The organism is Paeniglutamicibacter sp. GQ140, assembly GCF_059759235.1.
Genome location: NZ_JCAXDW010000003.1, coordinates 345,934 through 371,156 on the forward strand (window position 1 = coordinate 345,934; position 25,223 = coordinate 371,156).

The 25,223-nt window shown below is 66.6% G+C and carries 25 protein-coding genes and 1 pseudogene; 20 read left to right on the forward strand and 6 right to left on the reverse strand.

Annotated elements, in window-relative coordinates; translation table 11 throughout:
- Window positions 1–54 precede the first annotated feature (54 nt).
- From infC to AC6CHY_RS06420, 7 genes are all read left to right on the forward strand, one after another.
- The gene (gene infC, locus AC6CHY_RS06390; protein WP_418888849.1) at window positions 55–1,023 is read left to right on the forward strand and encodes a translation initiation factor IF-3; all 969 of its coding nucleotides are present in this window, start codon (window positions 55–57) and stop codon (window positions 1,021–1,023) included.
- 123 nt (window positions 1,024–1,146) lie between these two features.
- On the forward strand, window positions 1,147–1,341 hold the full coding sequence (gene rpmI / locus AC6CHY_RS06395; protein WP_217390565.1) for a 50S ribosomal protein L35: 195 nt from the start codon (window positions 1,147–1,149) through the stop codon (window positions 1,339–1,341).
- A 105-nt stretch (window positions 1,342–1,446) separates the two neighbouring features.
- Entirely contained in the window at window positions 1,447–2,118 is a 672-nt protein-coding gene (rplT, locus tag AC6CHY_RS06400) for a 50S ribosomal protein L20, sunset domain variant (RefSeq protein WP_498226131.1), read from the forward strand.
- A gap of 86 nt (window positions 2,119–2,204) precedes the next feature.
- Window positions 2,205–3,113 (forward strand): TrmH family RNA methyltransferase, encoded by a 909-nt coding sequence (locus AC6CHY_RS06405; protein ID WP_498226133.1) that lies wholly within the window; start codon window positions 2,205–2,207, stop codon window positions 3,111–3,113.
- Between the two features lie 164 nt (window positions 3,114–3,277).
- Window positions 3,278–4,213 (forward strand): cation diffusion facilitator family transporter, encoded by a 936-nt coding sequence (locus tag AC6CHY_RS06410; protein WP_217390568.1) that lies wholly within the window; start codon window positions 3,278–3,280, stop codon window positions 4,211–4,213.
- A gap of 5 nt (window positions 4,214–4,218) precedes the next feature.
- On the forward strand, window positions 4,219–4,653 hold the full coding sequence (locus tag AC6CHY_RS06415) for a (deoxy)nucleoside triphosphate pyrophosphohydrolase (RefSeq protein ID WP_217390569.1): 435 nt from the start codon (window positions 4,219–4,221) through the stop codon (window positions 4,651–4,653).
- Window positions 4,650–5,282, forward strand: coding sequence for a pyroglutamyl-peptidase I (locus tag AC6CHY_RS06420; protein ID WP_217390570.1), 633 nt, complete (start codon window positions 4,650–4,652; stop codon window positions 5,280–5,282). Before AC6CHY_RS06415 ends, AC6CHY_RS06420 begins: the two co-directional genes overlap by 4 nt.
- On the opposite strand, the gene AC6CHY_RS06425 is transcribed toward AC6CHY_RS06420, so the two are convergent.
- Window positions 5,279–5,935, reverse strand: a complete 657-nt coding sequence (locus AC6CHY_RS06425) for an SIMPL domain-containing protein (protein WP_217390571.1) — start codon at window positions 5,933–5,935, stop codon at window positions 5,279–5,281. The two genes, AC6CHY_RS06420 and AC6CHY_RS06425, sit on opposite strands and share 4 nt — an antisense overlap.
- Window positions 5,932–6,429 carry a hypothetical protein gene (locus AC6CHY_RS06430; protein ID WP_217390572.1) on the reverse strand — a complete coding sequence of 166 codons (498 nt, stop codon included), beginning with the start codon at window positions 6,427–6,429 and terminating at the stop codon, window positions 5,932–5,934. Before AC6CHY_RS06430 ends, AC6CHY_RS06425 begins: the two co-directional genes overlap by 4 nt.
- A gap of 146 nt (window positions 6,430–6,575) precedes the next feature.
- On the opposite strand from AC6CHY_RS06430, the gene AC6CHY_RS06435 reads away from it, so the two are divergent.
- Window positions 6,576–7,232 carry an LppM family (lipo)protein gene (locus AC6CHY_RS06435; protein WP_217390573.1) on the forward strand — a complete coding sequence of 219 codons (657 nt, stop codon included), beginning with the start codon at window positions 6,576–6,578 and terminating at the stop codon, window positions 7,230–7,232.
- 116 nt (window positions 7,233–7,348) lie between these two features.
- Here AC6CHY_RS06435 and AC6CHY_RS06440 read toward each other — a convergent pair whose 3' ends face one another.
- A complete protein-coding gene (locus AC6CHY_RS06440; RefSeq protein WP_498226135.1) occupies window positions 7,349–9,253 on the reverse strand; it encodes a penicillin-binding transpeptidase domain-containing protein in 1,905 nt (634 codons plus the stop codon).
- Window positions 9,254–9,403: 150 nt separating this feature from the next.
- Here AC6CHY_RS06440 and pheS point away from each other — a divergent pair, with 150 nt between their 5' ends.
- The 4 genes and pseudogenes from pheS (at window position 9,404) to AC6CHY_RS06460 (ending at window position 13,947) form a co-directional block, all read left to right on the forward strand.
- On the forward strand, window positions 9,404–10,492 hold the full coding sequence (gene pheS / locus AC6CHY_RS06445) for a phenylalanine--tRNA ligase subunit alpha (protein ID WP_418888850.1): 1,089 nt from the start codon (window positions 9,404–9,406) through the stop codon (window positions 10,490–10,492).
- A gap of 3 nt (window positions 10,493–10,495) precedes the next feature.
- Window positions 10,496–13,036, forward strand: a complete 2,541-nt coding sequence (pheT, locus tag AC6CHY_RS06450) for a phenylalanine--tRNA ligase subunit beta (RefSeq protein ID WP_498226137.1) — start codon at window positions 10,496–10,498, stop codon at window positions 13,034–13,036.
- A 349-nt stretch (window positions 13,037–13,385) separates the two neighbouring features.
- Window positions 13,386–13,655 (forward strand): annotated as a pseudogene (locus AC6CHY_RS06455) (type II toxin-antitoxin system RelE/ParE family toxin); the annotation flags it as partial.
- Complete coding sequence (locus AC6CHY_RS06460) at window positions 13,648–13,947, forward strand: addiction module antidote protein (RefSeq protein ID WP_217390576.1); 300 nt, start codon at window positions 13,648–13,650, stop codon at window positions 13,945–13,947. The pseudogene AC6CHY_RS06455 and the gene AC6CHY_RS06460, both read left to right, overlap by 8 nt.
- Window positions 13,948–14,157: 210 nt before the next feature.
- Here AC6CHY_RS06460 and AC6CHY_RS06465 read toward each other — a convergent pair whose 3' ends face one another.
- Both AC6CHY_RS06465 and AC6CHY_RS06470 read right to left on the reverse strand, forming a co-directional pair.
- Window positions 14,158–15,306 (reverse strand): hypothetical protein, encoded by a 1,149-nt coding sequence (locus AC6CHY_RS06465; protein ID WP_498226139.1) that lies wholly within the window; start codon window positions 15,304–15,306, stop codon window positions 14,158–14,160.
- A 171-nt stretch (window positions 15,307–15,477) separates the two neighbouring features.
- Window positions 15,478–15,894, reverse strand: coding sequence for a hypothetical protein (locus tag AC6CHY_RS06470; RefSeq protein WP_498226141.1), 417 nt, complete (start codon window positions 15,892–15,894; stop codon window positions 15,478–15,480).
- Window positions 15,895–15,982: 88 nt separating this feature from the next.
- Between AC6CHY_RS06470 and AC6CHY_RS06475 the strand changes: the two genes are divergently transcribed.
- The 3 genes from AC6CHY_RS06475 to AC6CHY_RS06485 all read left to right on the forward strand — a co-directional run bounded on the left by AC6CHY_RS06475 (window position 15,983) and on the right by AC6CHY_RS06485 (window position 17,862).
- Entirely contained in the window at window positions 15,983–16,609 is a 627-nt protein-coding gene (locus AC6CHY_RS06475) for a MerR family transcriptional regulator (RefSeq protein WP_498226143.1), read from the forward strand.
- 58 nt (window positions 16,610–16,667) lie between these two features.
- Complete coding sequence (locus AC6CHY_RS06480; RefSeq protein WP_498226145.1) at window positions 16,668–17,069, forward strand: VOC family protein; 402 nt, start codon at window positions 16,668–16,670, stop codon at window positions 17,067–17,069.
- Window positions 17,070–17,220: 151 nt separating this feature from the next.
- Window positions 17,221–17,862: an alpha/beta fold hydrolase gene (locus AC6CHY_RS06485; protein WP_498226147.1), complete on the forward strand. Its 642-nt coding sequence runs from the start codon at window positions 17,221–17,223 to the stop codon at window positions 17,860–17,862.
- On the opposite strand, the gene AC6CHY_RS06490 is transcribed toward AC6CHY_RS06485, so the two are convergent.
- Complete coding sequence (locus AC6CHY_RS06490; protein ID WP_498226148.1) at window positions 17,859–18,356, reverse strand: MarR family winged helix-turn-helix transcriptional regulator; 498 nt, start codon at window positions 18,354–18,356, stop codon at window positions 17,859–17,861. The genes AC6CHY_RS06485 and AC6CHY_RS06490 overlap by 4 nt on opposite strands.
- A 91-nt stretch (window positions 18,357–18,447) precedes the next feature.
- On the opposite strand from AC6CHY_RS06490, the gene AC6CHY_RS06495 reads away from it, so the two are divergent.
- The 5 genes from AC6CHY_RS06495 (at window position 18,448) to AC6CHY_RS06515 (ending at window position 25,184) form a co-directional block, all read left to right on the forward strand.
- A complete protein-coding gene (locus AC6CHY_RS06495) occupies window positions 18,448–19,374 on the forward strand; it encodes an EamA family transporter (RefSeq protein WP_498226150.1) in 927 nt (308 codons plus the stop codon).
- Window positions 19,371–20,006 (forward strand): NAD(P)-dependent oxidoreductase, encoded by a 636-nt coding sequence (locus tag AC6CHY_RS06500; RefSeq protein WP_498226152.1) that lies wholly within the window; start codon window positions 19,371–19,373, stop codon window positions 20,004–20,006. Before AC6CHY_RS06495 ends, AC6CHY_RS06500 begins: the two co-directional genes overlap by 4 nt.
- Before the next feature lie 191 nt (window positions 20,007–20,197).
- Window positions 20,198–21,661 (forward strand): FAD-dependent oxidoreductase, encoded by a 1,464-nt coding sequence (locus tag AC6CHY_RS06505; protein WP_498226154.1) that lies wholly within the window; start codon window positions 20,198–20,200, stop codon window positions 21,659–21,661.
- Window positions 21,662–22,381: 720 nt separating this feature from the next.
- Window positions 22,382–23,440, forward strand: coding sequence for a YncE family protein (locus AC6CHY_RS06510; RefSeq protein WP_498226156.1), 1,059 nt, complete (start codon window positions 22,382–22,384; stop codon window positions 23,438–23,440).
- Between the two features lie 202 nt (window positions 23,441–23,642).
- Window positions 23,643–25,184, forward strand: a complete 1,542-nt coding sequence (locus AC6CHY_RS06515) for a hypothetical protein (protein ID WP_498226157.1) — start codon at window positions 23,643–23,645, stop codon at window positions 25,182–25,184.
- Window positions 25,185–25,223 lie beyond the last annotated feature (39 nt).

Below are 25,223 nucleotides of genomic sequence, written 5' to 3' on the forward strand. Positions count from 1 at the left end.
CAGGAGCAACACATTAGCGATCCACGCATTAATGATCGAATCCGCGTCCCAGAGGTGCGGCTTGTCGGCCCTGCCGGTGAACAGGTTGGCATTGTCCGTATTGAGGATGCACTTCGTCTTGCCGTCGAGTCCGACCTTGATCTCGTGGAGGTCGCGCCCACCGCGAAGCCTCCCGTGTGCAAGTTGATGGACTTCGGAAAGTACAAGTACGAGGCTGCAGTCAAGGCACGTGAAACCCGCAAGAACCAGACGAACACCGTGCTGAAGGAAATTCGTTTCCGTCTGAAGATCGACACGCACGACTACGAAACCAAGGTCGGACACGCACTTCGCTTCCTTGGAGCCGGTGACAAGGTCAAGGCCATGATCCAGTTCCGTGGCCGTGAGCAGCAGCGTCCGGAAATGGGCATTCGCCTGCTCAACAAGTTCGCCGAGGCAGTTGCCGAAGTGGGCGTCGTTGAGTCGACTCCCCGCATCGATGGCCGCAACATGGTCATGGTCGTCGGGCCGCTGAAGAACAAGGCAGAGGCCAAGGCCGAAGCCCGTCGCTTGGAACAGCGCGATGCCGACAAGGCCAAGGCAGCGAACCCCAAGGCAAAGATGGACACCTCGGAGCCCCAGGGCGACATCGGCGGTTCGGTTGCCGATGTCATCGAGTCGGACATCATGGAAAAGCTTGCCAAGGTCCGTGCAGAGGCAGCAGCCGAAGAGGCCGCAGCAGCTGCAGCACCCAAGGTGGCCCCGGTCCGGACAGCCCCCGCAGCGGCCAAGGCCCCTGTCAGGTCGGCACCGACTCGCGAGGCCTCCAGCCGTCCGGCAGCCTCAAAGGCACCGGCAGCAGCACGTCCGGCGGCCAGCAGGCCGGCAGCGGCAGCGGCTCCCAAGCCGGTCGTCGCAGCCAAGCCCGTTGCGGCCCCGAAGCCAATGGCCGTTCCCAAGCCGATGGCCATGCCACCAAAGCCTGCGGGCAAGCCGGGTCCCAAGCCCGCAACCCGCGCAGCCAAGCCCGGGACGACCAAGTAGGGTCACCCCGAGCAGGGCACGCTCGCAAGAGCAACACCAGAACCACGGATTCCCCCAAACGCGGGAGTTCGCAAGATCCCCGGTCCGAAAGGATCCCGGGAGCAAGTAAGGAGAACGGCGGATATGCCGAAGTTCAAGACCCACAGTGGCGCCAAGAAGCGCTTCAAGCTCACCGGTAGCGGCAAGCTCGTGCGCCAGCAGGCCAACCGCCGCCACTACCTGGAGCACAAGTCCTCCCGCATCACCCGTCGCCTGGCCTCTGACCAGCTGGTCGCCAAGGCGGACGTCAAGACCATCAAGCGGATGCTCGGTCTCTAACACCAGTCCGTCTTGGGAATCCTGTCCTGGATTCCCGACCACTTAAAGATTTTTTGCCGGCCCAATATTTGAGGCCAGGCGGAACAGAAACAAAGGAGTACACACGTGGCACGTGTGAAGCGGGCAGTAAACGCCCATAAGAAGCGTCGCGTCATTCTTGAACGCGCCAAGGGCTACCGCGGTCAGCGCTCGCGCTTGTACCGCAAGGCCAAGGAGCAGCTGCTCCACTCGTTCGTTTACAGCTACGGCGACCGCCGCAAGCGCAAGGGTGACTTCCGTCGCCTCTGGATCCAGCGCATCAACGCTGCATCCCGCGCCAACGACCTGACCTACAACCGCCTGATCCAGGGCCTGAAGGCTGCATCGGTCGAGGTTGACCGCCGCATGCTGGCCGAGCTGGCAGTGTCGGATGCCAAGGCATTCGCCGTGCTCGTTGCCGTTGCCAAGCAGGCCCTCCCGGCCGATGTCAACGCCCCGAAGGCCGCCGCCGCAGCTCCGGTTGCTCCGGCCGCCAAGAAGGCTCCGGCCAAGAAGGCTGCCGCTCCGGCCGCCGAGAAGGCTGAAATCGAAGGCGCCGTCAAGGCCGTCGAAGGCGAAGCCGCTCCCGAGGGCTTCATCATCAAGGGCAACGCCCAGTCGAACAAGTACCACGTCCCGGGCTCGACCTGGTACGACCAGACCGACGCCGAGTACTGGTTCAACAGCATTGAAGCAGCCAAGGCTGCCGGCTTCGAGCCTGCAGGTGGCGAGTCCCGCCAGCAGATCAAGGACGCCTAGTCCTTGAGCGCTTAAAGCTCTGGTCCAAAGGGACGGAATCGCTTGCGATTCCGTCCCTTTGGCGTATCCCCGGTAAAGTCATTCTCATGAATCTTGCCGGAGACAACGAAGTGACCATGACCAACGTCCGTGCCGAAAAGGTTCGAGAAGTGGCCCGACTGGCCACCCGCACGGGGCGCGCCCGCAGCGGCGAGTTCCTAGCCGAGGGCCCGCAGGCCGTCCGCGAGGCCCTGCGCCTGCAGCTGGAAAATGCAGAACAGGGAAAGGCCGCCGTTGTTCGTGCCGTCTATGCGACCGAGGACTGCCTGGACCGGTATCCGGAACTCGAGGTAATGGCCAACCAGGCCGAGAGCGTGCACACCCGGCTGGTCAGCCAGGAGGTCCTGGCGGCAATGGCCGACACCGTGACCCCGCAGGGAATCTTGGCCGTGTGCATCATTCCCGAAACCAGCCTGCAGGACGTGGCCGCGGCCAAGCCGCGACTCGTGGCGGTGCTGTGCCGCGTGCAGGACCCGGGCAACGCCGGAACCATCATCAGGGCGGCGGTGGCCGCGGGCGCCGACGCCGTGGTGCTCACCGCAGGCAGCGTGGACATCTACAATCCCAAGGCCGTGCGCTCCACCGTGGGCTCCGTCTTCCACCTGCCCATCATCACCAATGTCGATTTCGGTGAAACCATCGCCACGCTCAAGGCCCAGGGCAGCACCGTCCTTGCCGCCGACGGCTACGGTGCCGCGGACCTGGATGCGCTCCAGGACGCCAGCGCCGCGCGCCGCGCGGGAAGCCCGGGGGAAGCCGCCCAGGGACAGCCGGCCCTGGAGGACCCCACGGTGTGGCTCTTCGGAAACGAGGGCCAGGGCCTGAATGAGGACGAACTGGCCGGCGCCGACCACCGTGTGGCCGTGCCGCTGTACGGGATCGCCGAATCGCTGAACGTCGGCACTGCCGCCACGGTGTGCCTCTACGCCTCGGCACGCGCGCAACGACGCGCCTGAGGCGGGCGCCGCGCAGCTGCGCAACGGCGAAAATCCGGTGGCATAGGATGAGAAAATAGTGCTCAAATACCATGCCGATACCTCCTGCACGCGAGGTCTGCCCTTGCCGGGCGGACTGGTACACGGGTGTCGACGAATCACGGGCGAAAGAAGGTAGGGGCGCCATGGCAGCATCCGGCGGAACGAAGGCAGTGGTCGCGGCGCTTGCGGCCAACCTGACCATTGCGGTATTCAAGTTTGTGGCCTGGGCCGTGACGGCCTCCTCCTCAATGCTTGCCGAGGCCATCCACTCGGTGGCCGACTCCGGAAACCAGGTTCTCCTGCTCGTCGGCGGAAAGAAGGCCAGGCGGGAGGCCGATGCGCAGCACCCCTTCGGCTACGGGCGCGAACGCTACGTGTATTCGTTCATTGTCTCCATCGTGCTCTTCAGCGTCGGCGGGCTTTTCGCCCTCTACGAGGCCTGGCAGAAGTTCCAGCACCCCCACGGCATCGAAGGCAAGTGGTGGTGGGTTCCGCTGGCAGTGCTCATTGGCGCAATCATCGCCGAGTCCTTCTCCTTCCGCACCGCCATCATCGAATCCAACCTGGTGCGCGGCACCCAGTCCTGGGCCAAGTTCATCCGCACCGCCAAGGCCCCCGAACTGCCGGTCATCCTGCTGGAGGACTTCGGCGCGCTCCTCGGCCTGGTCCTTGCCCTGTGCGGCGTCAGCCTCACCCTGCTGACCGGCAACGGCGTCTGGGACGCGGCGGGCACCGCCTGCATCGGGCTGCTGCTGGTGGCCATCGCCATCGTGCTGGCCATGGAAACCAAGTCGCTGCTGCTGGGCGAATCCGCCGGGGTCGAGCACGTCGAGCAGATCTCGGCCGCCCTCACCGCCCGGGGCGCCAAGCTGATCCACCTCAAGACCCTGCACCTGGGCCCCGAGGAACTCCTGGTCGCCGCCAAGGTGTCGGTGCCGGAAAACGCCACGGGGGAGCAGATCGCCACCGCCATCGACGACGCCGAAGCACGAATTCGCGCCGCCGTGCCGCTCAAATGCGTGATCTACATTGAACCGGACATCCTGGGGGCGGCCAAGACGCTGCCCCAGGAAGGATAGTGGCGATGGCCTACAAGCAGATCGTCGCCGCCGCGATCCTGGACTCCCTTTCCTCCCCGCGCCGGCTGCTTGCCGCACGGCGCACCGCCCCGCCGGAACTCGCAGGCTTGTGGGAGTTCCCCGGCGGGAAGCTCGAGCCGGACGAGAGCTGTGAAGAGGGCGTGAGGCGCGAACTGGCCGAGGAGCTCGGTGTCGAGGTGGCCCTGGGCAGCGAGGTCTTCGGTCCCGTGCCCGAAGGTTGGGTGCTCAACGATCGTGCGGCGATGCGCGTCTGGTTTGCCGAGATCACCGGCGGCACCCCGGAGACGCTCGAGGACCACGACCAGCTCGCCTGGGTTGACCTGGAACGCGGGGCCCTCGAGGCCCTGGCCTGGATCCCTGCCGACCTGCCCATCGTCCGCGCGGTGCTTGCGGAGACCCTGGCCGGTGCCACCCGGTGATCCTGCTGACCGGATTTGAACCGTTCGGCGGGGCGGAGTCCAACTCCTCCCTCGCCGTCGCGCGGGAAGCCGCGCTGATCCTCGAAGAACAGGGCCTCCGGGCCGCGGCCGCGGAACTGCCCTGCGTCTTCGCCACCGCCCCGGCAGTGCTCGAAGGCCTCCTGGCCGCCCGGCGGCCGCACGTGGTGATCGCCCTCGGGCTGGCCGCGGGGCGCAGCACCCTGGGCCTGGAAAAGGTGGCGATCAACCACCTGGACGCCCGCATCGCCGACAACGCCGGGAAACAACCCATCGACCTGCCGGTCGTTGCCGGCGGGCCTGCAGCGTACTTCTCCGGCCTTCCGCTGAAGGCAGCCCTGCAGGCATTGCGGGACCCGGCCGCCGGAAACGGCCATGTCGCTGCCGAGATCTCCTATTCCGCCGGGACCTTCGTCTGCAACCAGGTGTTCTACGCCCTGATGCACCACACCCATGCGGTGCCGGGGGTCAGCGCCGGGTTCGTCCATGTTCCCCCGATGCGCGACGCGGACCCGGGGATCGGGCACCATGCACGCGCGGTGGCCGCCCTGGCACGGCTGGCGCTGGACCCAGGCCCCGAACCGGCCCTGGCCGCGGGCACCGAATACTAGGATCCCGCGGCGGGGCCGCTGTCCCGGGTGAGCAGTTCCCACTGCACCTCAAGCGTCACCGAAAGCTCCCGCCGGCCGGCAACCACCGGCATCGACTCGGCGGCCAACGCGACGGCCTTGGCACGTTGCAGCGGCTCCACGGGTGCGTCGCCCACTTCGCGGATCAGCAGCGCGGCCCCGAGGCGCGCGCCGGCAAGCGCGGCCAGGTGCGCGGCCTTGGAGCGTGCATCGGCGAAGGCCGATTCCCGGGCGGCCTTCAACGCGGTGCCGGGATCGGATACCTCCGCCCGCAGCGAATGGATCCGCAGTGCATCCCCGCCTGCGGCAACGGCGGCCGCCAGCACCCAGGTGACCGCGTCCACCGCCAGCTCCCGGGCCTCGATGGTCGTTTCCGCGTCGTAGCCGTCGGCCACGGATTCCTCGTTCCGCCAGGAGGTCCTGGCCATGAGCCCGATTCCCGTGGTTGCCAGGTTTGCCCCGGGTGCCGCGACCAATACCGCCGCGATGACCTCCCGCGCCCGGACGGCGGCAAGATCAAAGGCCTCCGCCGCCTGCCCGTGGTGCAGGTGGATGGTCAGGGAGATTGCCATGACATCGGGGACGGCCGGCGCGGATGCGGTCCCGTGCACCGTGATGGCGGCCGGGCGGTTCATGCCGCGGGCCCGTCAACCGGGCGTGCACCTGCCGGGGTTCCGCGGAGCCCGCGGCGCAGGCCGGCTGCCAGCACGGGCAACAGCTTGCGGACGGGCCTTTCCCGGTAACCGCCGGCCTGCAGGTTGGCAGCGCGCTCAAAAAAGTTCCTCGAGGCAGGGTCCGCGGTGCGCAGCCACGAATAGCCGGCGGCCGCAAAATACAGGGGGAGGAAGGGCAATCCCAGGCACAGGGCATATTGCGTGCAATGCGTCTCCTCATGGGAGAGCAACTGCGGGTGCAGGACCTGGCCGCTGAGCGAAGGACGAAAAAAGACGACGTTTCCCACGGTGAATGCCCCTGCCTTGGGGAGCGCCGGGGTGTAGTTTCGCGCGTAGAGGATTCCCCGCGCCCCGCGCGAGATGCTGCATCCGCTGGCGGCTGCCAGCGCCAGTCCACTGATGGTGCTCAAATTCAGCCAATTGGCGACCTCGCGGGTGCGCTCCCAGGTGTTCATGGTTCCCAAGTGTAGGCCCGGGGGGCCGGCAATGGGGGCCCGAGGCCGAAGGAACAATTCTTGGCCCGGGCGACCCACCCACTAGTGTTGAAGGGTGAACCGGGAGCACCGTCGCCGATCAATGCCCCGCACGTGGAGGAGAATTCATGAAGAAGACCGTATCCGTCATTGGTGTCATGGTCGCGCTGGTGTTGAGCCTGACCGGTTGCGTGAAGATGGAGGCCGACCTGGTCATCTCGAGCCCGGAGGAAGCAACGCTGGAGATGGTGATGGCCTTCGACAAGGGCGTTGCCGGAGACGTGGGCACCGACGAACTGCTGGCCCAGATGGGAATGACCGAGGACGAGTTCTTCCAGAGCATGCCGGAGGAAGCTGAGAAGACGCCCTACGACCAGGACAACTTCCGGGGCTACACCTTCACCGTCGCGGACAAGTCGCTGACCGAGATCAGCGACATCTCCGGCAAGCTGGGCCCGAAGATCGACGTCGACTACAGCGGGGAGATGTACCACTTCTCGGCCCAGGGTCTTGCCGGGACCGACACCTCGTCCCTGAGCGAAGCCACGATGACGGTCACCTTCCCGGGCGAGGTCACGAGCGCCAGCGCCGGGGCGCACATCGAGGGCAATACCGTGAGCTTCGACATGCGCGAGTCCAGCGGCGAGATGACCGCCGTGGCCAAGCCCAAGGACAACTCGGCGATGTACCTTTCCCTCGGCTTCGGTGCGCTTGGCCTGCTGGGCGCCGTCGTCGCGGTCGCCACGATGCGCCGCGCCGAGGAAACCGAAAACGTGCACGCCTAACACCGCAGGACGCCGAACCACGCGGTTCGGCCGGATAACGACAAAGGGACCGCCAGACCGGGATGAACCCGGGCTTGGCGGTCCCTTTGGCATGTCGGCCGGGAGGGGAGCGGCGGCTACTGTGCCTCGGTCAGGAATTCGGCAAGGATGGGTCCGGCGGTCTGCGCCCCGCCGCTGCCGTCGCCCACGAACACCGCCACCGCAAGGTCGCCCTGGGCGGCGATGGTCCACGCGTGGGCGTTGCGCTCGGCGTCGTATTCGGCCGTGCCGCTCTTGCCGATGATCACGGGTCCGGGGACGTTCTTGAGGTCCTTCAGGGTGCCGTGGTCAACCACCTGCGCCATCATGCCCGAAAGCGCCTTGGCCTCGGCCGCCGTCAACGGGTTCTTGGGCTTCGGTGCGGCGTCGGGCTTGGGGCTGGCCACCAGGTGGGGGCTGACGGTGGCGCCGTTCTTGACCGAGGCAGCCACCGTGGCCATGCCCAGCGCCGAGGCCTCGACGACACCCTGTCCGATGCCGTTGGCCGCCAGCTCGGTGCCGGTGGAGTCCTCCGGGACCGAGCCCAGGAACGAGGCGGCGCCCGTGGAGGGGCTCAGGTTCAGCCCCAGGGAGGCCGCAGCATCGGCGAGGGCCGGCGCCTTGACCTTCGAGGCACCCTCGAGGAAGACGGTGTTGCAGGACTGTGCCACCGCCTCGGAGAGCGGGATGCTTCCCAACGCACTGGAGGGGTAGCCGTCGTAGTTCTTGAACGCCTTGCCATCCACCGTCATGGTGGCCGGGCACTCCACGCTCGTCGCCGGGGTGTCCCCGGAGCGGAGCATGGCCAGCGCAGTGACGACCTTGAACGTGGAGCCGGGGGCGTACTTGCCCAGCAGCGCGGTGTTCTGTGCGTTGTCGGTGGGCCCGGCGGCGGCGGCGAGGATCGCCCCGTCGGAGGGGCGGATGGCGACCAGGGCGCTGTCGCTGTCCGAATCGGCAATCAGCGACTCGGCAAGGGTCTGCAGGTCGCGGTCGAGGGTGGTCTTCACGTCCTGGCCGTCCACCGCTTCCCGCGACACCAGGGTCGAGACCTCGGCCCGGTCCTTGTCGTAGATGTTGATGCTGTAGCCCTTGGTGCCTGCCAGCTCGTCCTGGTAGGCCTTTTGCAGGCCCGAGAGCCCGACCTGGTCCCCGGCGCCGATGCTGCCCTTGGATTCGGCGACGATTTCCGCCGTGGCCTCGCCCACCGATCCCAGGATCGCCCGGGCAAAACTCCTGCTGGGGGCAAGCGGCTGGGAGCCCGGTTGGGCCAGGACCCCGGGAATGGCCTCGAGCTGCTCGTCGGTGACGGTGCGGTTGATGTCGTCGCGCAGCGTGATGGCCTGGACGAAGGCACGCGGGCCGGCGGCGGCAACGCTCTTGGCGTACGGTTCGGCGTCGATGTCCAGCACCTTGGCCAGCTTGGTTGCCGAGCCCTCCCAGGCCTCTTCGCCGATCGCTTCCTTGTTGATCCCGATGCGCAGCACCGGCCGGTCGGTCACCAGGGTCTGGGCCTTGTTGCCCAGGATCTCCCCGCGCTTGGCCGGGGCGCTGCGCTTGGCAACGTACTGGCCGGCCTCCAGTCCCGGCACTGCCAGGGCGGGGGAGTAGCGCACCGCCCAGGTCTTGGTCTGGTCATCGAGTTCCAGCGTCGCCTGGGTCTGGTAGGTCCAGTCGGTGTCGGTTGAATCGATGTCCCACACCGTGTTGTAGACGGCGGTGGCGGTCTTGGGGCCCTCGGACCCTTCGTCCTCGGTGACCGAGGCCAGGGTGACGGTGCGCGGGATCGACTCCAGCGGCTTGAGCGTCTCGGACAGTTCGGCACCCGCGGTGGCGGCGTCCTGGCCGGCCAGCGGGACGGAGGCAAGGTCCAGGCCCTGCAGCGAACCGGCCAGGAGTTCGGCCGTGGCATTCGGCGAGGGCGGCGCGGAGCAGGCCCCCAGGGAGCCGATCATCAACAAGGCGGCGGCAGGCAGGGCAAAAGTTCGAATAACTCGCGACATGGGACTAACTATTGCCCAAGCCTCCCGCGCTGTCCACAACCGCGGGGCCGCGGGGGGCCGAGTCGCGATTCCCGGCCCGCGGGGCGGTGCACCTAGAATGGGATGCAGAACCAGAGACACAATCAACAGTGAAAAGGGCCGTAGAACCCCATGTCTGAACCCACGAGCCCGGAAATGGACGCCAATGACGCCCATGCGCCGGTCGTCCCGCATCCCACCGACGAGGCCGGCATCGACATTGCGGTGCAAGCTGCCCTGGCCGCCTTTGCCGCCGCGCAGAACCTGGACGAGCTGAAGGCTGCCCGCCTGGCGCACACCGGGGAAAAGTCCCCGCTGTCGCTGGCCAACCGTGAAATCGGCCGCCTCGACAAGTCCGAGAAGGCAGTCGCCGGCAAGCTCCTTGGCGCCTCCCGCGGCCGGGTGAACAAGGCGCTCGCCGGACGCACCGCCGTCCTGGAGGCCGAGGACGCCGCCCGCATCCTCGTCGAGGAAACCGTGGACGTCACCGCGGCCCCGCGCCGCCGCCGCGCAGGTGCGCGCCACCCGCTGTCCACGCTGCAGGACCGCGTGTCCGACATCTTCGTGGGCATGGGCTGGGAAATCGCCGAGGGCCCGGAGATCGAGTCCGAGTGGTTCAACTTCGACGCGCTGAACTTCGCGCCCGACCACCCGGCCCGCGAAATGCAGGACACCTTCTTCATCGATCCGGTGGATTCTCACCTTTTGCTGCGCACCCACACCTCCCCGGTGCAGGTCCGCTCCATGCTCGAGCGCGAACTGCCGATCTACGTCTTGTGCCCGGGACGCGTGTACCGCACCGATGAGCTGGACGCCACCCACACCCCGGTGTTCCACCAGTTCGAGGGCCTGGCCATCGACAGGAACCTGACCATGGCCGACTTGCGCGGCACCCTGGAGCACTTCGCCCGGCAGATGTTCGGCGAGGACGCCTCCATCCGCCTGCGCCCGAACTTCTTCCCGTTCACCGAGCCCAGCGCCGAGCTGGACATCTGGCACCCGGGTGCCAAGGGCGGGCCGCGCTGGATCGAGTGGGGCGGCTGCGGCATGGTCAACCCCAACGTGTTGCGCGCCGCGGGCATCGACCCGGAGGAATACTCCGGGTTCGCCTTCGGCATGGGCGTGGAGCGCACGCTCATGTTCCGCAACGAGGTCCCCGACATGCACGACATGATCGAGGGCGATATCCGCTTCAGCGAGCACTTCGGGATGGAGATCTAAGTTATGCGTATTCCCCTTTCATGGCTGCGCGAATACGCGCAGGTACCGGCCGATGCCTCGGCCGAAGACGTCATGGCCGAACTGGTCAAGGTGGGCCTCGAGGAAGAGGACGTGCACCGTCCCGCCGACGAGATCTCCGGCCCCATCGTGGTCGGGCAGGTGCTCTCCATCGTCAAGGAGGAGCAGACCAACGGCAAGACCATCAACTGGTGCCAGGTCCGCGTCGTGCCCGAGGGCCAGCCCCAGACCCTGGCGTTCGAGGGCATCGACCCGAGCGGCGTGCAGGGCATCATCTGCGGAGCGCACAACTTCGTCGAGGGCGACAAGGTCGTGGTCACCCTTCCCGGCGCCGTGCTGCCGGGCAACTTCGCCATCAGCGCCCGGAAGACCTACGGCCATCTCTCGGCCGGCATGATCGCCTCCTCCCGCGAGCTGGGTATCGGGGACGACCACGACGGCATCATCGTGCTCTCCCGTCTGGGCCTTGACCCGGAGATCGGCGCCGACGCGATGGAACTGCTCGGCCTCTACGACCAGGCCGCCGAAATCAACGTTACCCCCGACCGCTCCTACGCGTTCTCGATCCGCGGCGTGGCACGCGAATACGCGCACGCCACCGGCACCCCCTACACCGACCCGGCATCGCTGGTCGCGGTGGACGAGGCAACCGCCCCGGGCCACGAGGTCAAGCTGTCCGATGCCGCCGGCATCTACGGCAAGGACGGCTGCGACAGGTTCCTCACCCGCAAGGTCACCAACGTGAACCCGGCACTGCCCACCCCGCCGTGGATGGCCAGCCGGCTGAACCTGGCCGGGATGCGCTCGATCTCCCTGGTCGTGGACATCTCCAACTACGTGATGCTCGAGCTCGGCCAGCCGCTGCACTTCTACGACGCGGACAAGCTCACCGGCGCCATCACGGTGCGCCGCGCCAACCCGGACGAGACGCTGAAGACCCTGGACGCCAAGGAGCGCAAGCTCCACGCCGAGGACCTTTTGATCACCGACGAATCCGGTGCCATCGGCATTGCCGGGGTCATGGGCGGATCGGCCACCGAGGTCTCCGACTCGACACGCACCGTGCTCATCGAGGCCGCACACTTCGAGCCGATCTCCATTGCCCGCTCGCGCCGCCGGCACAAGCTGCCCTCGGAGGCCTCGAAGCGCTTCGAGCGCGGAGTGGACTGGAACATCGCCGACGTTGCCGCCCAGCGCGCCGTGGACCTGCTGGTCCTGCTGGCCGGCGGCACCGCCACCACCGAGATCACCGACGAGGGCACCGCACCCGAAGCCGTGGTCATCGACCTGCCGGCCGGGTTCGCCTCGGCACTGATCGGCATCGACTACACCGAGGAACAGATCACCTGGGCCCTGGGCGAGATCGGTGCGACGATCGAGAACGTCGCCGGCGGCTACCGGGTCACCGCGCCGTCCTGGCGCCCGGACCTTTCCACCAAGCAGGACCTGGTGGAGGAAATCGCCCGCCTGGTCGGCTACCACCTGATTCCGGCGACGCTGCCCACCGCCCCTCCGGGCCGCGGCCTGAGCCGCGTGCAGGGCCAGCGCCGCCGCGTCGTCGCGGCCCTGGCCGACGCCGGGCTCACCGAGGTGCTGTCCTACCCGTTCGTCACCAAGGTGCAGAACAACACCTTCGGTGCCGCCGAGGCCGGGGAGGTGAAGGCCGTCAAGCTGAACAACCCCATGTCCAGCGAATTCGGGTTCATGCGCACCTCGATCCTGCCGGGCCTGCTGGGCATTGCCCGGCGCAACCACGGCCGCGGCTTCCGCGACCTGGCCCTGTACGAGGCCGGCCAGGTCTTCCTGCCGGGCGACACCCTGGGCACCGCCACGATCCCGCCGCTGGGGGCACGCCCCTCCGAGGAGGAGCTCGAGGCCCTGTACAACGGCCTGCCGCACCAGCCGACGCACATTGCCGCCGTGCTGACCGGGCACGATTCGCCGGTAGCCGCCGCGCACACCCCGCGCGTCTACGACTGGGCCGATGCGCTGGATGCCGCCAAGCTGGTCGGCGACGTGCTGGGCGTCGAGGTCGTCGTCTCCCAGGGTTCGCACCAGGCGTTCCACCCCGGCCGCACCGCCGCCCTGGCGCTGCGCAACGGCACGCACGTCGGCTACGCCGGCGAGCTGCACCCGAAGCTGCTGGCCGAGCTGGACCTGCCCGAGCGCACCGTCGCGATGGAAATCAACGCGGACGAGCTCTTCGAGGCCGCTGCAGACGTGATCGTGGCCAAGGAGATCTCCACCTTCCCGATCTCCACCCAGGACGTGGCCCTGGTGGTTGACTCCAGCGTGGTCGCGGCCGAGGTGCTCGAGACCCTGCGCGAAGGCGCCGGCGAACTGCTCGAGGACCTCGCGCTCTTCGACGTGTACTCCGGCACCGGCATTCCGGAGGGCAAGAAGTCGCTGGCCTTCGGCCTGCGCTTCCGTGCCAACGACCGCACGCTGACCGCCGATGAGGCATCCGAGGCGCGTGCCGCCGCGGTTGCACTGGCGGCCGACCGCTTCGGCGCCGTGCAGCGCTAACATACGCAACATCTGATCCGGTAGGGGGTCGGCATTCGTTCACCACGTATGTGGTGGGCATGCCGGCCCCCTGCTGTCTTTAGTTCAACGGGTCGGAGTGCTTTTGTAGGTTCCTGGTGCTTCTTTTGGCGGAGGTATTCAGCGCCGACAGCGAACCCGACGGACCTGCCGGCTGCGTATCCCGAAGTTGCGGTCCAGAATGCCACGGCCTGATTCCTGGGCTGGCTGCAACCGAAGAAAAACAACATGGATAGAAGCGGAACTTGGAGCGTGAGAACCGTTGCCTCCGAGATAATATGAGAACTACAGTTGACATGTGATCGAGATTCTCTAGAGTGAGACATTCGACAAGTGGCGATCCGGTCTGAAGGACCGTCGCGCTGCTGCCCGCATCACGGCAAGGATCGATCGCCTGGCCGCGGGAAATCCGGGTGACGTGAAGTCTGTCGGGCGGGGGATCTCGGAACTGCGGATTGATGTTGGGCCGGGGTACCGGGTGTATTACCTCCAGGATGGCGATCGATTGGTCTTGTTGCTCTGTGGAGGCAACAAATCAAGTCAGCGGAGCGATATCAAGGAAGCGCACAGAATCGCCGACGAATGGAAAAGCAATGGGTAAGACAACTGAAAGCTTTAGCCGCTATGACGGTGCGGATTACCTCAACGATCTAGGGGACGCTGCGGCTTACCTCGAGGCGGTGTTTGAAGAGAGCGGTGACCCCGCGATGGTCGCGCAGGCGCTTGGCACAATCGCACGTTCCGGCAACCTCAGCGAATTGGCACGCCGCGTCGGGATGAGCCGTGAAGGTCTGTACAAGGCGCTTTCGGCCGACGGCAACCCGAGTTTCGCCACCATCGTCAAGGTCGTCAACGCCCTGGGGCTCAGGTTCCGCTTCGAGTCCGTGGCCTGACGGCGTTGCTGCCAGCGAAGCTTCATTGCGCGGACGCACTGCGCTCGCGGGATTCCTTAGGGCTCCGCCGGATTCCGGGCCCACGCATGGGCTGACGGGCCCCGCTGAAGGCAGCGCCGGGGAGCGGTGTCGGAAAACAGAACAGCCGCCGGGTTCCTGCCCAGTTTCAGGTCGTGGAGTGTCCAGAGTCCAGTGGGCAGGCCCAGACGTTCAACCAACATACTCATCGTGCAGATCCTTGATGGCCTCGCGGACCACGGACTGGGCGACGAGGGTTCCGGCGGTGTATTCCACGACTCCGGGCTCCAGACAAGCGAGGATGGCGTCGGATATTTCCCCGAAACGGTCCGCCAGCCGGTCCTGGATGTCCTGTCCGAGACTCAGCAAGTTGGTTTCCCCGTGGGCCTTGGCAGTGGATGATTCGGTGGCCACGTCAGCGAGCACAGACATGAACCTGTGGGCCCGCCGCAGCCCTGCCATGCCGGATGCGGGTGTGGCATCCGCCATGGCCAGGATTCGCAGGTAGGCAGTCAGTAGGCTGCGGATGGCATCGTGGTTTCGGGGATGATCGTCCTGCAGCAGGGCCATCCCCGAATGCGTGGGATAGGGTTCGCCGTTGTTCTCCCACGCTTCTTCGACATATTCGTCCACGTCCCCGGGGGCTTCGTCCCCAGCGGTTTCGAAGAGATCGGCTTCGCCCATGGCGGCGTAAAGGTCCAGAAACCTCGAGAGCGGAAGCGGGTGGAGTCCCGGCGCCAGCAGGACGGGGCCCTCAGGGTCCGCGACAGGAAACGCGAGTGACTCGACGGCGCGGGGGCTAAACCTTCCCTCGAGCATCCCGTCAAGCAGGAAGGCGGCCCACTGCACGAGCGCTATGCCCTGCCCGTGGGGCAGTGCGATGTCGTAGGGGCATTCGTGGGGTGTGCTTCGATGCGCCCGGCCGGGAACGCGAATCAGCACCAGCATATGCAACAAGTCGAACACCTCGTCCCCGCGATGCCAGCGGCCGTTGTCCTTCAGGAAGTGAAGGTAGCCATCCAATCGGTCCATGGCCTGGCCGGCCACGACGCCGGGTAAGCGGCGCATGGTGTTCAGCATCAAAGAGAAGTGTCGCGGGACCAGGGCGTCGGGTGCGTTGAATGGCCCGATTTTGGCGTAGGACTCCAGCAGCACAAGCAGCCCTGCCCAGTCTTCGTGGGCCCGGCCGTGCGTCACGGTGCGGGATCTCCAGGCGATGTAGGCAGGTTCCAGGGCGTGAAGCCGTTCCAGTCCCGAGGCGCGCGACGGGTGGTGGCCTTGCTGCCGTGGCTTCGGTGATTTGCGGTGCTTGCGGCGCAATTGCTTGCTCGTCGTGGTCATGTCCATCCTTGGGGATTCGGTGCGGGAATCCCAGCATGGACCGATCCGCGGGTCGGTGGACCCGTGGCCTGCAGGGTTGTGGAGAAGTAGTCAATCCGCCCAGTCGAATGCCCGGGAACAAACCGCCCGCACCCCGGTGAGTTGGGGGAGTGGTCGGCCTTCAGCGTTCCCTCAGGCGTTCCCGGCCCCGGTTGCGATGGCCCCGATCCCGGCGGCCAGCAGGCCCGCGGTGAGCGACGCTGCGCCGAGGCCGATCAGCAGCGAGAGCCGGTTCGGCTTCGCGGGATTCTTCCCGGCCACCGAGAGGAAGAACCCGGCGGGCATGAGGATTGCCGCGACCGGGACACCCGAGCGGGCGATCCAGTCGACCCAGGCCGGGACGTCGAGATGGTCGGCGAAGGCGAGGATCGCGAGGGACAGGACCAGCAGGACCGCGGCATGGGCGTGCCCCGCCCGGTACCAGGATTTTTGCAGGTCGTTGGCGGGAACCCCGCCGGCGGCGACGCGGACGAGGAAGGCGCCTCCCGATTCGACCGTAATGAGCGCCAGAAGCAGGATTCCGGCGAGGACCAGCGTGCTCGGTTCCATGGGGTGATTCCTTTCGAACCCGATTGGATAGCTGTACTATCCAAGGTAGATACGAAAACTATCCAATACAAGGGGTTGCGCCATGCGGATGTCCGAACTTCTGAAGCGGTCCGGGATGCCGCTGGCGACCGTGAAGTACTACCTGCGCGAGGGCCTGCTGGCCCCGGGGGAGACGGTCGGTGCGACCATGGCAGACTACGGCGAGGAGCACGTGCGCCGGCTGGCGCTGATCCGCGCGCTCACGGAGGTCGTGGGCCTGCCGATCGCGGGCGTGCGGACCATCGTCGGCCTCATCGACGAACCGGAGGCCGACCGTTTCGGCACCCTGGGACGCGCGATCGAAGTGCTTCCGCCCGCCGTGGAGGCGGACCCGGACGGCGACTATCCGCGGGCGCGGGCGGCGCTGGAGGAGATCGGCCAGCTCTACGACCCCGGCTACGCGGCGGTGGCCCAACTCGAACGCGGGCTCGCCGCCGCAGAGTCCGTCGGCCTGCCGATGGGGCGCGAACGGCTGCGCGGCTATGCGCGGCACATCATGGCGATCGCCGAGATCGACCTGGCCCAGCTGCCCGGCGCCGACACGCCCCGGGCCGTGGAGTACTCGGTGCTCGGCACCGCGGTCTACGAACCGATCCTGGCCGCGATGCGGCGCCTGGCCCACCAGGACCTGGCAAGCCGGATGCTGGGCGGATCCGCTGCGGACCGCGACCGGTAGGATCGATGCCCGGCTGCGAACCATGGCGGCCGGAGAACCTTTTTCGTAGGCTGTGCACATGACCGCTCCCCAGATCTATGTCAGCTTCCCCGGCACGGCGCGCGAGGCGCTCGGCTTCTATGCGGAGGTATTCGGCGGAAAACTCTCCCTGTACACCTATGAAGAATTTGGCCGGAAGGACGGTCCCCCGGAGGCCATAGCCCATGGAGTCCTCGACGGCCTGGTGGCGTTGGCGGGATCGGATGCCGCCGAGGGCGGCAAGAGCGTCCGGTTCGAAGGGCTCATGCTCTCGTTGCTGGGGACCGCCGAACCGGCCATCCTCCACGGGTGGTTCGACAAGCTCGCGGTTGACGGGAAGGTGCTCGATCCGCTTTCCCCCAAGCCCTGGGGAGCATCCGACGGCCAGATCATCGACCGCCATGGGCTGCACTGGCTCATCGGATACGAGCCGGAGCCGTGAGGTACCAACAAAAACCGGGCAATCCCTCTTCGTACAACCCCGACGATCCATTGGGGCGCGGCCACGGTTCGCAGGTGGAAAAGCGGTTGGTGGAACTCGGCAGCGGAATCCGCATCGGCTGCCGCATTTCCGGCGCTGCCAGGGGCCAACGATGGTCCTGTTGCACGCGCTCGGGGAACGGGCGGCCAACTGGTCCGGGGTCGAGCCGCGGTTCGCTTCGCTGTTTCGTGTGGTGGGTCTGGATTTGCGCGGACATGGTGACAGCGACCGACCGGGCCTCTACACGTTCGAACTCATGCGCGACGACGTCATCGAGGTCCTTGAGATCATGGACCTGCGTGAGGTGGTGCTGATCGGGCACTCGATGGGCGGCGCCGTCGCATACCTGGTTGCCCAGGCACAGCCGGATCGCATCGCCCGGCTCGTGGTTGAGGACGTCCCGCCGCCGTTCCCGCGCACGCGGCCGGTTCCCGAACGCCCCGAGGGAGCACTGGAGTTCGATTGGGCGGTCGTGCCGGCCATCGTTGGGCAGGTCAACGATCCCACCCGCCGCTGGTGGAGGCTGCTGCCCGAGATCACCGCTCCCACGCTGCTTGTCGGAGGCGGTCCCACCAGCACCATTCCGCAGGAGCTGCTCGTGGAGGTCTCGGGGCTCATCCCCGAATGCACACTCGTCACCATGCCCACCGGTCACAACGTCCATGCGACGCGGCCGGGCGAATTTGCCGACGTTGTGATGGGCTGGTTGGACGGGGCCGGCACTTTCCCCGACCCCGGGCCCGCCGGCCGCTAGCCCTGGCTCTCGCGGTCCTTGAGCAGGACGCGGAGCAGGCCTTCGAGCTGTTCGCGTTGGCCGGGCGCCAGGGCGGAGAGCAGGCGTTCCTCGTTGCCGACGTGGTCGGGCAGGGCCGCCTCGAGTACCGCCCGTCCCCGCTGCGTGAGGGAAATGCGGATCGTGCGGCGGCTGCGCGGGTCGGTCTCGCGGGTGATGAGGTCCTTGGCGAGGAGCCGGTCAAGCCTGTTGGTGATCGCCCCGGAGGTGACCATGGCGCTGTCGGCAAGCTGTCCCGCGGTCAGGCCGTGCCCGTCGGTGTCGGCCCTCCGCAGGGTCGCCAGGATGTCGAACTCCCCGGCTTGCAGGCCGTGCTCGGAGAAGACGGCCTGCAGCTCGCGCTCGAACAGGCGCGTGAGGCGGGAGAGCCTGCCGAGCACGCCCATCGCGCTGACATCGAATTCCGGGTGCACCTGCGCCCATTGGGCGATGATGCGGTCGACGCTGTCTTCCACTTAAACCTCTTAATGTTGAACTGTTTGACATGGATCAGATTATCACCGTATTCTGCTCATCGTTGAATAGTTTAACGCTAAGGAGTTTTTCATGGGCAGAGTGCGGACCACGTTGCTTACCGCGATTGCACCCGCGGTGTGGGGCACGACGTACGTCGTGACGACAGAGCTGCTGCCCCCGGGGCACCCGCTCTTCGCCTCGCTGGTTCGGGCGTTGCCGGCAGGCGTGCTCGCAATCGTGCTGACCCGCGCGCTTCCCACGGGTGCCTGGTGGTGGAAATCGGCAGTGCTGGGCGTGCTGAACATCGGCGCCTTCTTCCCGCTGCTGTTTATTGCCGCCTCCCACCTTCCGGGTGGCCTGGCCGCGACCCTCGGTGCCGCGCAGCCGCTGGTCGTCGCCATCCTCGTCGTGGCCATCCTGCGTGAGCGGTTCTCCGCGTGGCGCCTGGCGTGGGGGATCGTTGGAATCGCCGGTGTAGCCCTGGTGGTCCTGCGTTCCACCGCCACCCTCGACGGGGCCGGCGTGGCAGCGGGCCTGCTCGGAGCGGTGTCCATGGGCTTCGGCGTCACCCTCTCCAAGAAATGGGGCAGGCCCGCGGGGGTGCCCGCCATGGGCGTGGCCGGATGGCAACTTGCCGCCGGAGGGTTGTTCCTCCTGCCTGTCACGCTGCTCTTCGAGGGGATGCCCGCGAGCATCGACGGCAGCGCGCTGGCCGGCTACCTCTGGCTGGGCCTCGTCGGCGGGCTGCTCACGTACACGCTGTGGTTCAGCGGCATCGCCCGGCTGCCTGTCGCCTCGGCCGCCGTGCTGGGACTGCTCTCGCCACTTGTCGCGGCGGGCCTCGGGGCGTGGCTCCTGGGCGAATCCCTCGGCGCAGTCCAGCTGGTCGGATTTGCCCTTTCGCTGGCGGCAATCGCCGCCGGCCAGGTCGTCCCCGGCGGGAAACCGCCCACGTCCACGAACACCGACGCCAGGCAGCCGGCGATGGCCGCCGCACAGGGAAAGAGGGCATCATGAGGATCGCCGTTATCGGGGCCACGGGAATGGCAGGCTCCCGCATCGCAGCAGAGGCGGTCCGCAGGGGCCACGCCGTCTCCGGCTTCTCGCGATCTATAGGCAGCGACGAACGGGACCGCGGGGAATTCGCCGTGTTCACCGCCGATGCGGCCGACGCGCAGGCCATGGGACGCATCGCTGCAGGGCACGACGTGATCGTGCTGGCCACCAGGCCTGCCCCCGGCGCGGACGACGATGTCTGCTCCCCGGTGGCCGCGGTGCTGGGCGCGGCGCTGGAGTTCGGACGGCGCGTCATCGTGATCGGCGGCGCCGGCCCGCTCCGGGGACCAAACTCGGACCAACGCGTCATCGACGATCCGCGCTTCGTCCCCCCGGAATGGCGTTCCATCGCACAGCTCAGCGTCGACCAGTTCAACGCCTGCGCCACGCATCCCGCGGACTGGACCTATCTGAGCCCGCCGGCCCTGTTCGGACCCGGCACCCGGACGGGGACCTACCGGCGGGGAGGAAACCGGATCCTCATCGACCCACGCGGAGAATCACTGATATCTGCCGAAGACCTTGCCGTTGCCGCACTGGACGAGATCGAGGAACCCGAACCCGGGGTGCGCCACTTCACGGTTGCGTACTAGGGATGCGGTGCCCGCCGCCGCGTCTCCGGGGTCCAACGGGCTGTAGCTGAGGCCGCCGACGTGACCACGTGCATGGGGGCGCCCGCCACTTTCAGGATAGGGCAGCCAGGGGGTCTTGCCGCAAGACCCGTGCCGTGCCATACACTGCTCGGGTGTTCCCCTAGGGGAAGCATCAGGGAAATGAGGACGGGATGCCGGATGTGATTGTGGTGGGCAGCGGACCTGCGGGAATGATGCTCGCCGGTGAGTTGGCGCTGGCTGGCATTGAGGTGGCGGTCGTGGAGCGGCGACCCCCGGGGGCCCTGGCCGAATCCCGTGCCGGCGGCTTCCACTGCCGCACGATCGAGGTCCTCGACCAGCGGGGGATAGCCGACCGATTCCTGGCGGAGGGGACCACGGTGCAGACGGCACGGTTCGGCCGCACACTCCTGGACATCAGTGACTTTCCGACGCGGCACCCGTACGGCCTTGGCCTGTGGCAGAGCCGCATTCAACCGATCCTCGAGGACTGGATCGGCCAGCTCGGGGTGCCCGTCCATCACGGTCGCGAGGTCGTCGGAATCAGCCAGGATGAATCCGGCGTGGATGTCGAGCTCGCCGATGGCGGGAATCTCCGGTCGAGGTACCTGATCGGAGCCGACGGCGGCCGCAGCCTGGTCCGCAAGAGCGCGGGTATCGACTTCCCCGGCTGGGATGCAACCCGCAGCAACTTGATCGCCGAGGTGGAGGCAACGGAGGAACCTCCCTCCGGAACGCACCTGGACGAGTCGGGGGTCCACGGCTTCTCCCTGCTGGGCGACGGGCGCACCTATCGTGTCATCACGACGGAGCGGCAACTCGGCTCGCGGGAGGAACCCGGGCTGGGCGACCTGAGCGATTCCCTGACCGCGGCTTACGGAACGGACTTCGGGGTGCACTCGCCGACCTCGATCTCCAGGTTCACCGACGCCACCCGGCAGGCGGCGACCTACCGCAAGGGCCGGGTGCTGCTGGTCGGGGACGCCGCGCACATCCACTATCCCGCCGGCGGCCAGGGAATCGGCCTGGGCCTGCAGGACGCCGTCAACCTTGGATGGAAGCTTGCCCAGGTGGTCAAGGGCATCTCGCCGGAGTCTTTGCTGGATACGTACCACTCGGAGCGGCACCCGGTCGGCGCCCGCGCGCTCCAGCATTCGATGGCGCAAACGGCCCTGCAGCGCAATGACCCGCGGACCGCGGCGCTCGCCGAAACCGTGGATGAATTGATGTCCATGGACGGGCCCCGCCGGCACGTCGCCGCGCTGATCCATGGCCTGGACATCGCCTACGATCTGGGGGAGGGGCACCCGCTGCTCGGGCGCCGCATGCCGGACCTGGACCTCGAGACAAATGACGGACCGACCCGCGTCTACACGCTGCTGAACGACGCCAAGCCGGTGCTGCTGAACCTCGCCGGGCCGGGCAACCTCGGGATCGCACCCTGGGCGGATCGAATCCGTCGGGTCGACGCCCGGTACTCCGGCGCATGGAGCCTGCCACTCCTCGGCGAGGTGACACCTCCCGCCGCGGTGCTGATCCGCCCGGACGGCTATGTTGCATGGGTGGGCCAGGGCTCCGCTCAAGGCCTGGAGGAAGCGCTCACATTCTGGTTCGGCCCCGGGTTGCCCGGTCGATAGCGGTCGTTCATGTTTGGCATCCAGGGGGCAAAGCATGTTGCCCTCGTCATCAGGCAATGGTTGGCCGGGATCTACCGCGTAGTGAACCATTGGTGGACGCCTGGTCTTGATGCGGGTACCGCTTGCCCGGACGTTTGAATGACTGCTGGGGGCCCCGCGGTTCAGCTCATCGCGACCATCATGGTCCGTTTCCTCCGACGTTTGCCCGGGTCGACCGCACGGAGTGCCAAAGTCCTGCAATATCGGTAGTTGCGGATGCACTTGAGCTGGGGCAGTGGCACGGTTCTTGTGCCACGGAGACTCGCTTTCGCGAGCCAGGGATTGGCCGCGACCTGGGCAGACGGTCCTCTTCAGTGGTCACAGAGCCTATTGGACGGTGCCCTAGTGGTCCGGGTATGGCGGAGAGAAGTTTGCCGTGGAATGAACGAATCGACCCACCCCCTCGTCTTAGTTGACGGGGCCGGTCTTTGGTGCCGCCAGATCCCCCTCACCACCTGTAAACCGAGTCGAGGATGAATCTTGATGAAAATGCCTAAACGCCAGACTGCCCCCGACCTTGACTCTGCGGGGAACCTGGGCGCGATGGTTGGGTTCCTGGGCCGGAACTGGCCATGAATCCCCTCCGGAATCGATGAAGGACGTCAGCCGTTTTTCCTGTCGCGCCCCAGACAACACCCAGGTCCTGATTTCAAGAACCAACTCCCAGAGGAGCCACATTTCATGAACAAAAGAATTGGTACAACCATGGCAGCGCTCTCCTTGATCGCGCTGGCCCTTGCCGGATGCGACACGGCAACAGATACCGCCCGCGGCGCAGAATCCCCGTCCGCAGGTGCCGCGACCAACTCGGCCCCGGCGGCCCTCAAAGACAATAAATCCGGATTCGATGCGGACATTACCAACAATTCGCTTGCGGTGAGCCCGGATGAGAAAACCGCAGTGGTCTCGGACAGCCGCGAAAAGTCAGTCCTGGTCTATGACCTGGCCCAAGGTGAGCTGCGCAAGAAGATCGGAGGCTTCGGCACCCCGCGAAACATTGTGTTCGTTAATGACGGCTCGGAATTTGTCGTCTCTGACAGCAGCCTCGGCACCCTCCGTTTCTACAGCTCGGCAGATTACACGCTGCAGGATGAGGTCGTGGTGGGCCCCGGAGCATTCGGAACCGCGGTAAGTCCAAATGGAAAGACCCTTTATGTGAACAACCAGGCGCATAGCACCGTCACGGTCGTCGATCTCGAGGAGCGCAAACCGACCGACGTCATCACGGGTTTTTCCCGGCCCAGGCAAGGCATCAAGGTGTCTCAGGACGGTAAGCACGTTTTTGTGACAAACTTCGAGGGCGACAAGGTCTCCGTTTTCGACGCCGACAGCAGGAAGATTCTCCGCGAATTGGCCGGATTCTCCAAGATCCGGGGAATCTCCGTGGCGGCCGACGGGAACACGCTGTATGCCGCAAACAGCGGGCGAAACAGTATCTCAGTGGTCGGCTTGGGGAAGGGCGCCGCGACGAAGGAAATCAAAGTCGGTCGCGAACCGTATGGGGCTGCCCTGTCGCCGGGCGGCAAATTGCTTTTTGCCAGCAACAAGGCAGACAACACTATTGACGTCATAGACGTTACCGAAAACGCGATCGTTAAGAAGATTGAGGGATTCAAGGAGCCCCGCCAGGCAATCGTCTTCAGTCGCGACCAAGATCGGGCGTATGTCTTAAACCGGGACCTTTCCATTGCCCGCGTGAATGTTGCGGATCTCTCCATAACGGACACCGTTGGCCAATAAGCCGGACATGGAGGTAGCCATGAAGTCTCCGGCAAGGGTAGTGCGGGTATCGACGGGAAGTTGTTGCTAGGGTCGTTGATGGGAAACACTCGGTCGCGGCGGAATCCGTATCCGGTGCCGAACGACCGGATCCGAGGCGTTTTCCGTACGGCGGGACGATAGGCGTTGCCGGCAAGAATCTGTGGATGGCGGGCGACGAGTAATGAAAAACATGATGTATCGGCACAAGGGCCGCCTCGCGGCGGCCGCTACCGGGCTGGCTTTCCTCTTGGTCGCAACCGGGTGCACCGCGGCCGATCAGGCCGACGGAATCAACAAATCCGGTGCCCAGGCACAGGAGAACCAGAACCGCGTGGTGCTGGCCCAACCCGAGTCGGGCATTGGCCGAATCGGCGGCGGCTCCGAGGAGATGGCGTTGGAGTCCAGCCGGGCGTTCTTCGAAAAGGCCCCGGCCGTCGTCCTGCTGGGCGACGGCGGAGAACAATCTGCGGCCATCGGGCAGGCCCGGGAACTTGGCGTCCCGCTCCTCGTGGCACCCGTGGATTCGTCGAAGCAGGATGGCCTTGCTGCCGAGCTGGAGCGTTTGGGGGCACGTACCCTCATCACCCACGGAGCCGTGCCCGAATCGCTGGCGGGAAGCCTGGACGTCGTCGACGGATCCACCCCCGATTCCGGCTTGCCCGACATCGACCCGGCCGAAGCCGCCGCGGATTCCGGCTTCGCGGTCGTCGTTCGCCCGGATGACAAGGAAGCGGAAGCATCGGGTCCCGCACTGGCCACGGCCCAGGCCGCAGGGGCGGAAATCCACACCATGGAATCGGCCGACCCTCGGGCCGCGACGAACCAGAAGTTCTTCCAGCACCACGCCGACGCGGACCTGTACGCGATCGGAAACGGGTTTGGCAATGCCACGGATTTCGCCGCGATGGCGGAAACGGCGGCCGGCGGACAGCAGCTTCCCGGCGGCGGGCAGATCGTGTTCCCGGACCGGCGCATGGTCGCCCTGTACGGCACGCCCGGGACGTCTTCACTGGGTTTGCTGGGCGAACAGGACGTCGAGGGGGCCATCAAGCGCGCCAAGAAGTATGCCGCGGACTACCAGGCGCACAGCAAGGAGAAGGTGCAGCCGGCCTTCGAGATCATCGCGACTGTCGCTTCGGCGTCCGCCGGCAAGGACGGGAAATACTCCAGCTACGTTCCCGTGGAGCGCCTCGAATCCTGGGTGAAGGCGGCCCAGAAGGCGGGGGTCTACGTGGTGCTCGACCTGCAGCCGGGTCGCAACGACTTCCTGACCCAGGCCAAATACTACGAGAAGTTGCTGGCCTACCCGAACGTCGGCATCGCCTATGACCCCGAATGGAGGCTCAAGCCCGGCCAGCGACACATGGCCCAGATCGGTTCCGTGGATGCCGCCGAACTCAACCGCGCCAACGCGTGGTTGGCCGAGCTGACGCGCAAGCACCGTCTTCCGCAGAAGGTTGTGATCCTGCACCAGTTCACGCAGAGCATGATCCGCAACCGTTCCGCGCTGGACACCTCGCACCCCGAGCTGGCGATACTCGTGCATGCCGACGGCAACGGCACGCCCGGGATGAAGATGGCGACGTGGAACAACCTCCGCCGCGACCTGCCCGGCGGGATCAGGATGGCGTGGAAGAACTTCATCGACGAGGATTCCCCGACTTTCACCCCCAAGCAGACCTTCGACGTCGACCCGAAGCCGTGGTTCGTCTCCTACCAGTAGTCCCTGCTCAGGCGTCGAAAGCGGACTAACACCTGACGT

Bases quoted from the DNA above. Each gene is read 5' to 3' on its own strand.
- AC6CHY_RS06425 (WP_217390571.1), bottom strand. From the start codon at position 5,935: ATGAACCGCCCGGCCGCCATCACGGTGCACGGGACCGCATCCGCGCCG.
- AC6CHY_RS06475 (WP_498226143.1), top strand. From the start codon at position 15,983: ATGTCCGAACTTCTGAAGCGGTCCGGGATGCCGCTGGCGACCGTGAAG.
- AC6CHY_RS06430 (WP_217390572.1), bottom strand. From the start codon at position 6,429: ATGAACACCTGGGAGCGCACCCGCGAGGTCGCCAATTGGCTGAATTTG.
- AC6CHY_RS06510 (WP_498226156.1), top strand. From the start codon at position 22,382: ATGAACAAAAGAATTGGTACAACCATGGCAGCGCTCTCCTTGATCGCG.
- AC6CHY_RS06495 (WP_498226150.1), top strand. From the start codon at position 18,448: ATGGGCAGAGTGCGGACCACGTTGCTTACCGCGATTGCACCCGCGGTG.
- pheS (WP_418888850.1), top strand. From the start codon at position 9,404: ATGTCTGAACCCACGAGCCCGGAAATGGACGCCAATGACGCCCATGCG.
- AC6CHY_RS06435 (WP_217390573.1), top strand. From the start codon at position 6,576: ATGAAGAAGACCGTATCCGTCATTGGTGTCATGGTCGCGCTGGTGTTG.
- rpmI (WP_217390565.1), top strand. From the start codon at position 1,147: ATGCCGAAGTTCAAGACCCACAGTGGCGCCAAGAAGCGCTTCAAGCTC.
- AC6CHY_RS06505 (WP_498226154.1), top strand. From the start codon at position 20,198: ATGCCGGATGTGATTGTGGTGGGCAGCGGACCTGCGGGAATGATGCTC.
- AC6CHY_RS06500 (WP_498226152.1), top strand. From the start codon at position 19,371: ATGAGGATCGCCGTTATCGGGGCCACGGGAATGGCAGGCTCCCGCATC.
- AC6CHY_RS06440 (WP_498226135.1), bottom strand. From the start codon at position 9,253: ATGTCGCGAGTTATTCGAACTTTTGCCCTGCCTGCCGCCGCCTTGTTG.
- AC6CHY_RS06480 (WP_498226145.1), top strand. From the start codon at position 16,668: ATGACCGCTCCCCAGATCTATGTCAGCTTCCCCGGCACGGCGCGCGAG.
- AC6CHY_RS06515 (WP_498226157.1), top strand. From the start codon at position 23,643: ATGAAAAACATGATGTATCGGCACAAGGGCCGCCTCGCGGCGGCCGCT.
- AC6CHY_RS06410 (WP_217390568.1), top strand. From the start codon at position 3,278: ATGGCAGCATCCGGCGGAACGAAGGCAGTGGTCGCGGCGCTTGCGGCC.
- AC6CHY_RS06470 (WP_498226141.1), bottom strand. From the start codon at position 15,894: ATGGAACCGAGCACGCTGGTCCTCGCCGGAATCCTGCTTCTGGCGCTC.
- AC6CHY_RS06485 (WP_498226147.1), top strand. From the start codon at position 17,221: ATGGTCCTGTTGCACGCGCTCGGGGAACGGGCGGCCAACTGGTCCGGG.
- AC6CHY_RS06460 (WP_217390576.1), top strand. From the start codon at position 13,648: ATGGGTAAGACAACTGAAAGCTTTAGCCGCTATGACGGTGCGGATTAC.
- AC6CHY_RS06405 (WP_498226133.1), top strand. From the start codon at position 2,205: ATGAATCTTGCCGGAGACAACGAAGTGACCATGACCAACGTCCGTGCC.
- AC6CHY_RS06465 (WP_498226139.1), bottom strand. From the start codon at position 15,306: ATGACCACGACGAGCAAGCAATTGCGCCGCAAGCACCGCAAATCACCG.
- pheT (WP_498226137.1), top strand. From the start codon at position 10,496: ATGCGTATTCCCCTTTCATGGCTGCGCGAATACGCGCAGGTACCGGCC.
- AC6CHY_RS06415 (WP_217390569.1), top strand. From the start codon at position 4,219: ATGGCCTACAAGCAGATCGTCGCCGCCGCGATCCTGGACTCCCTTTCC.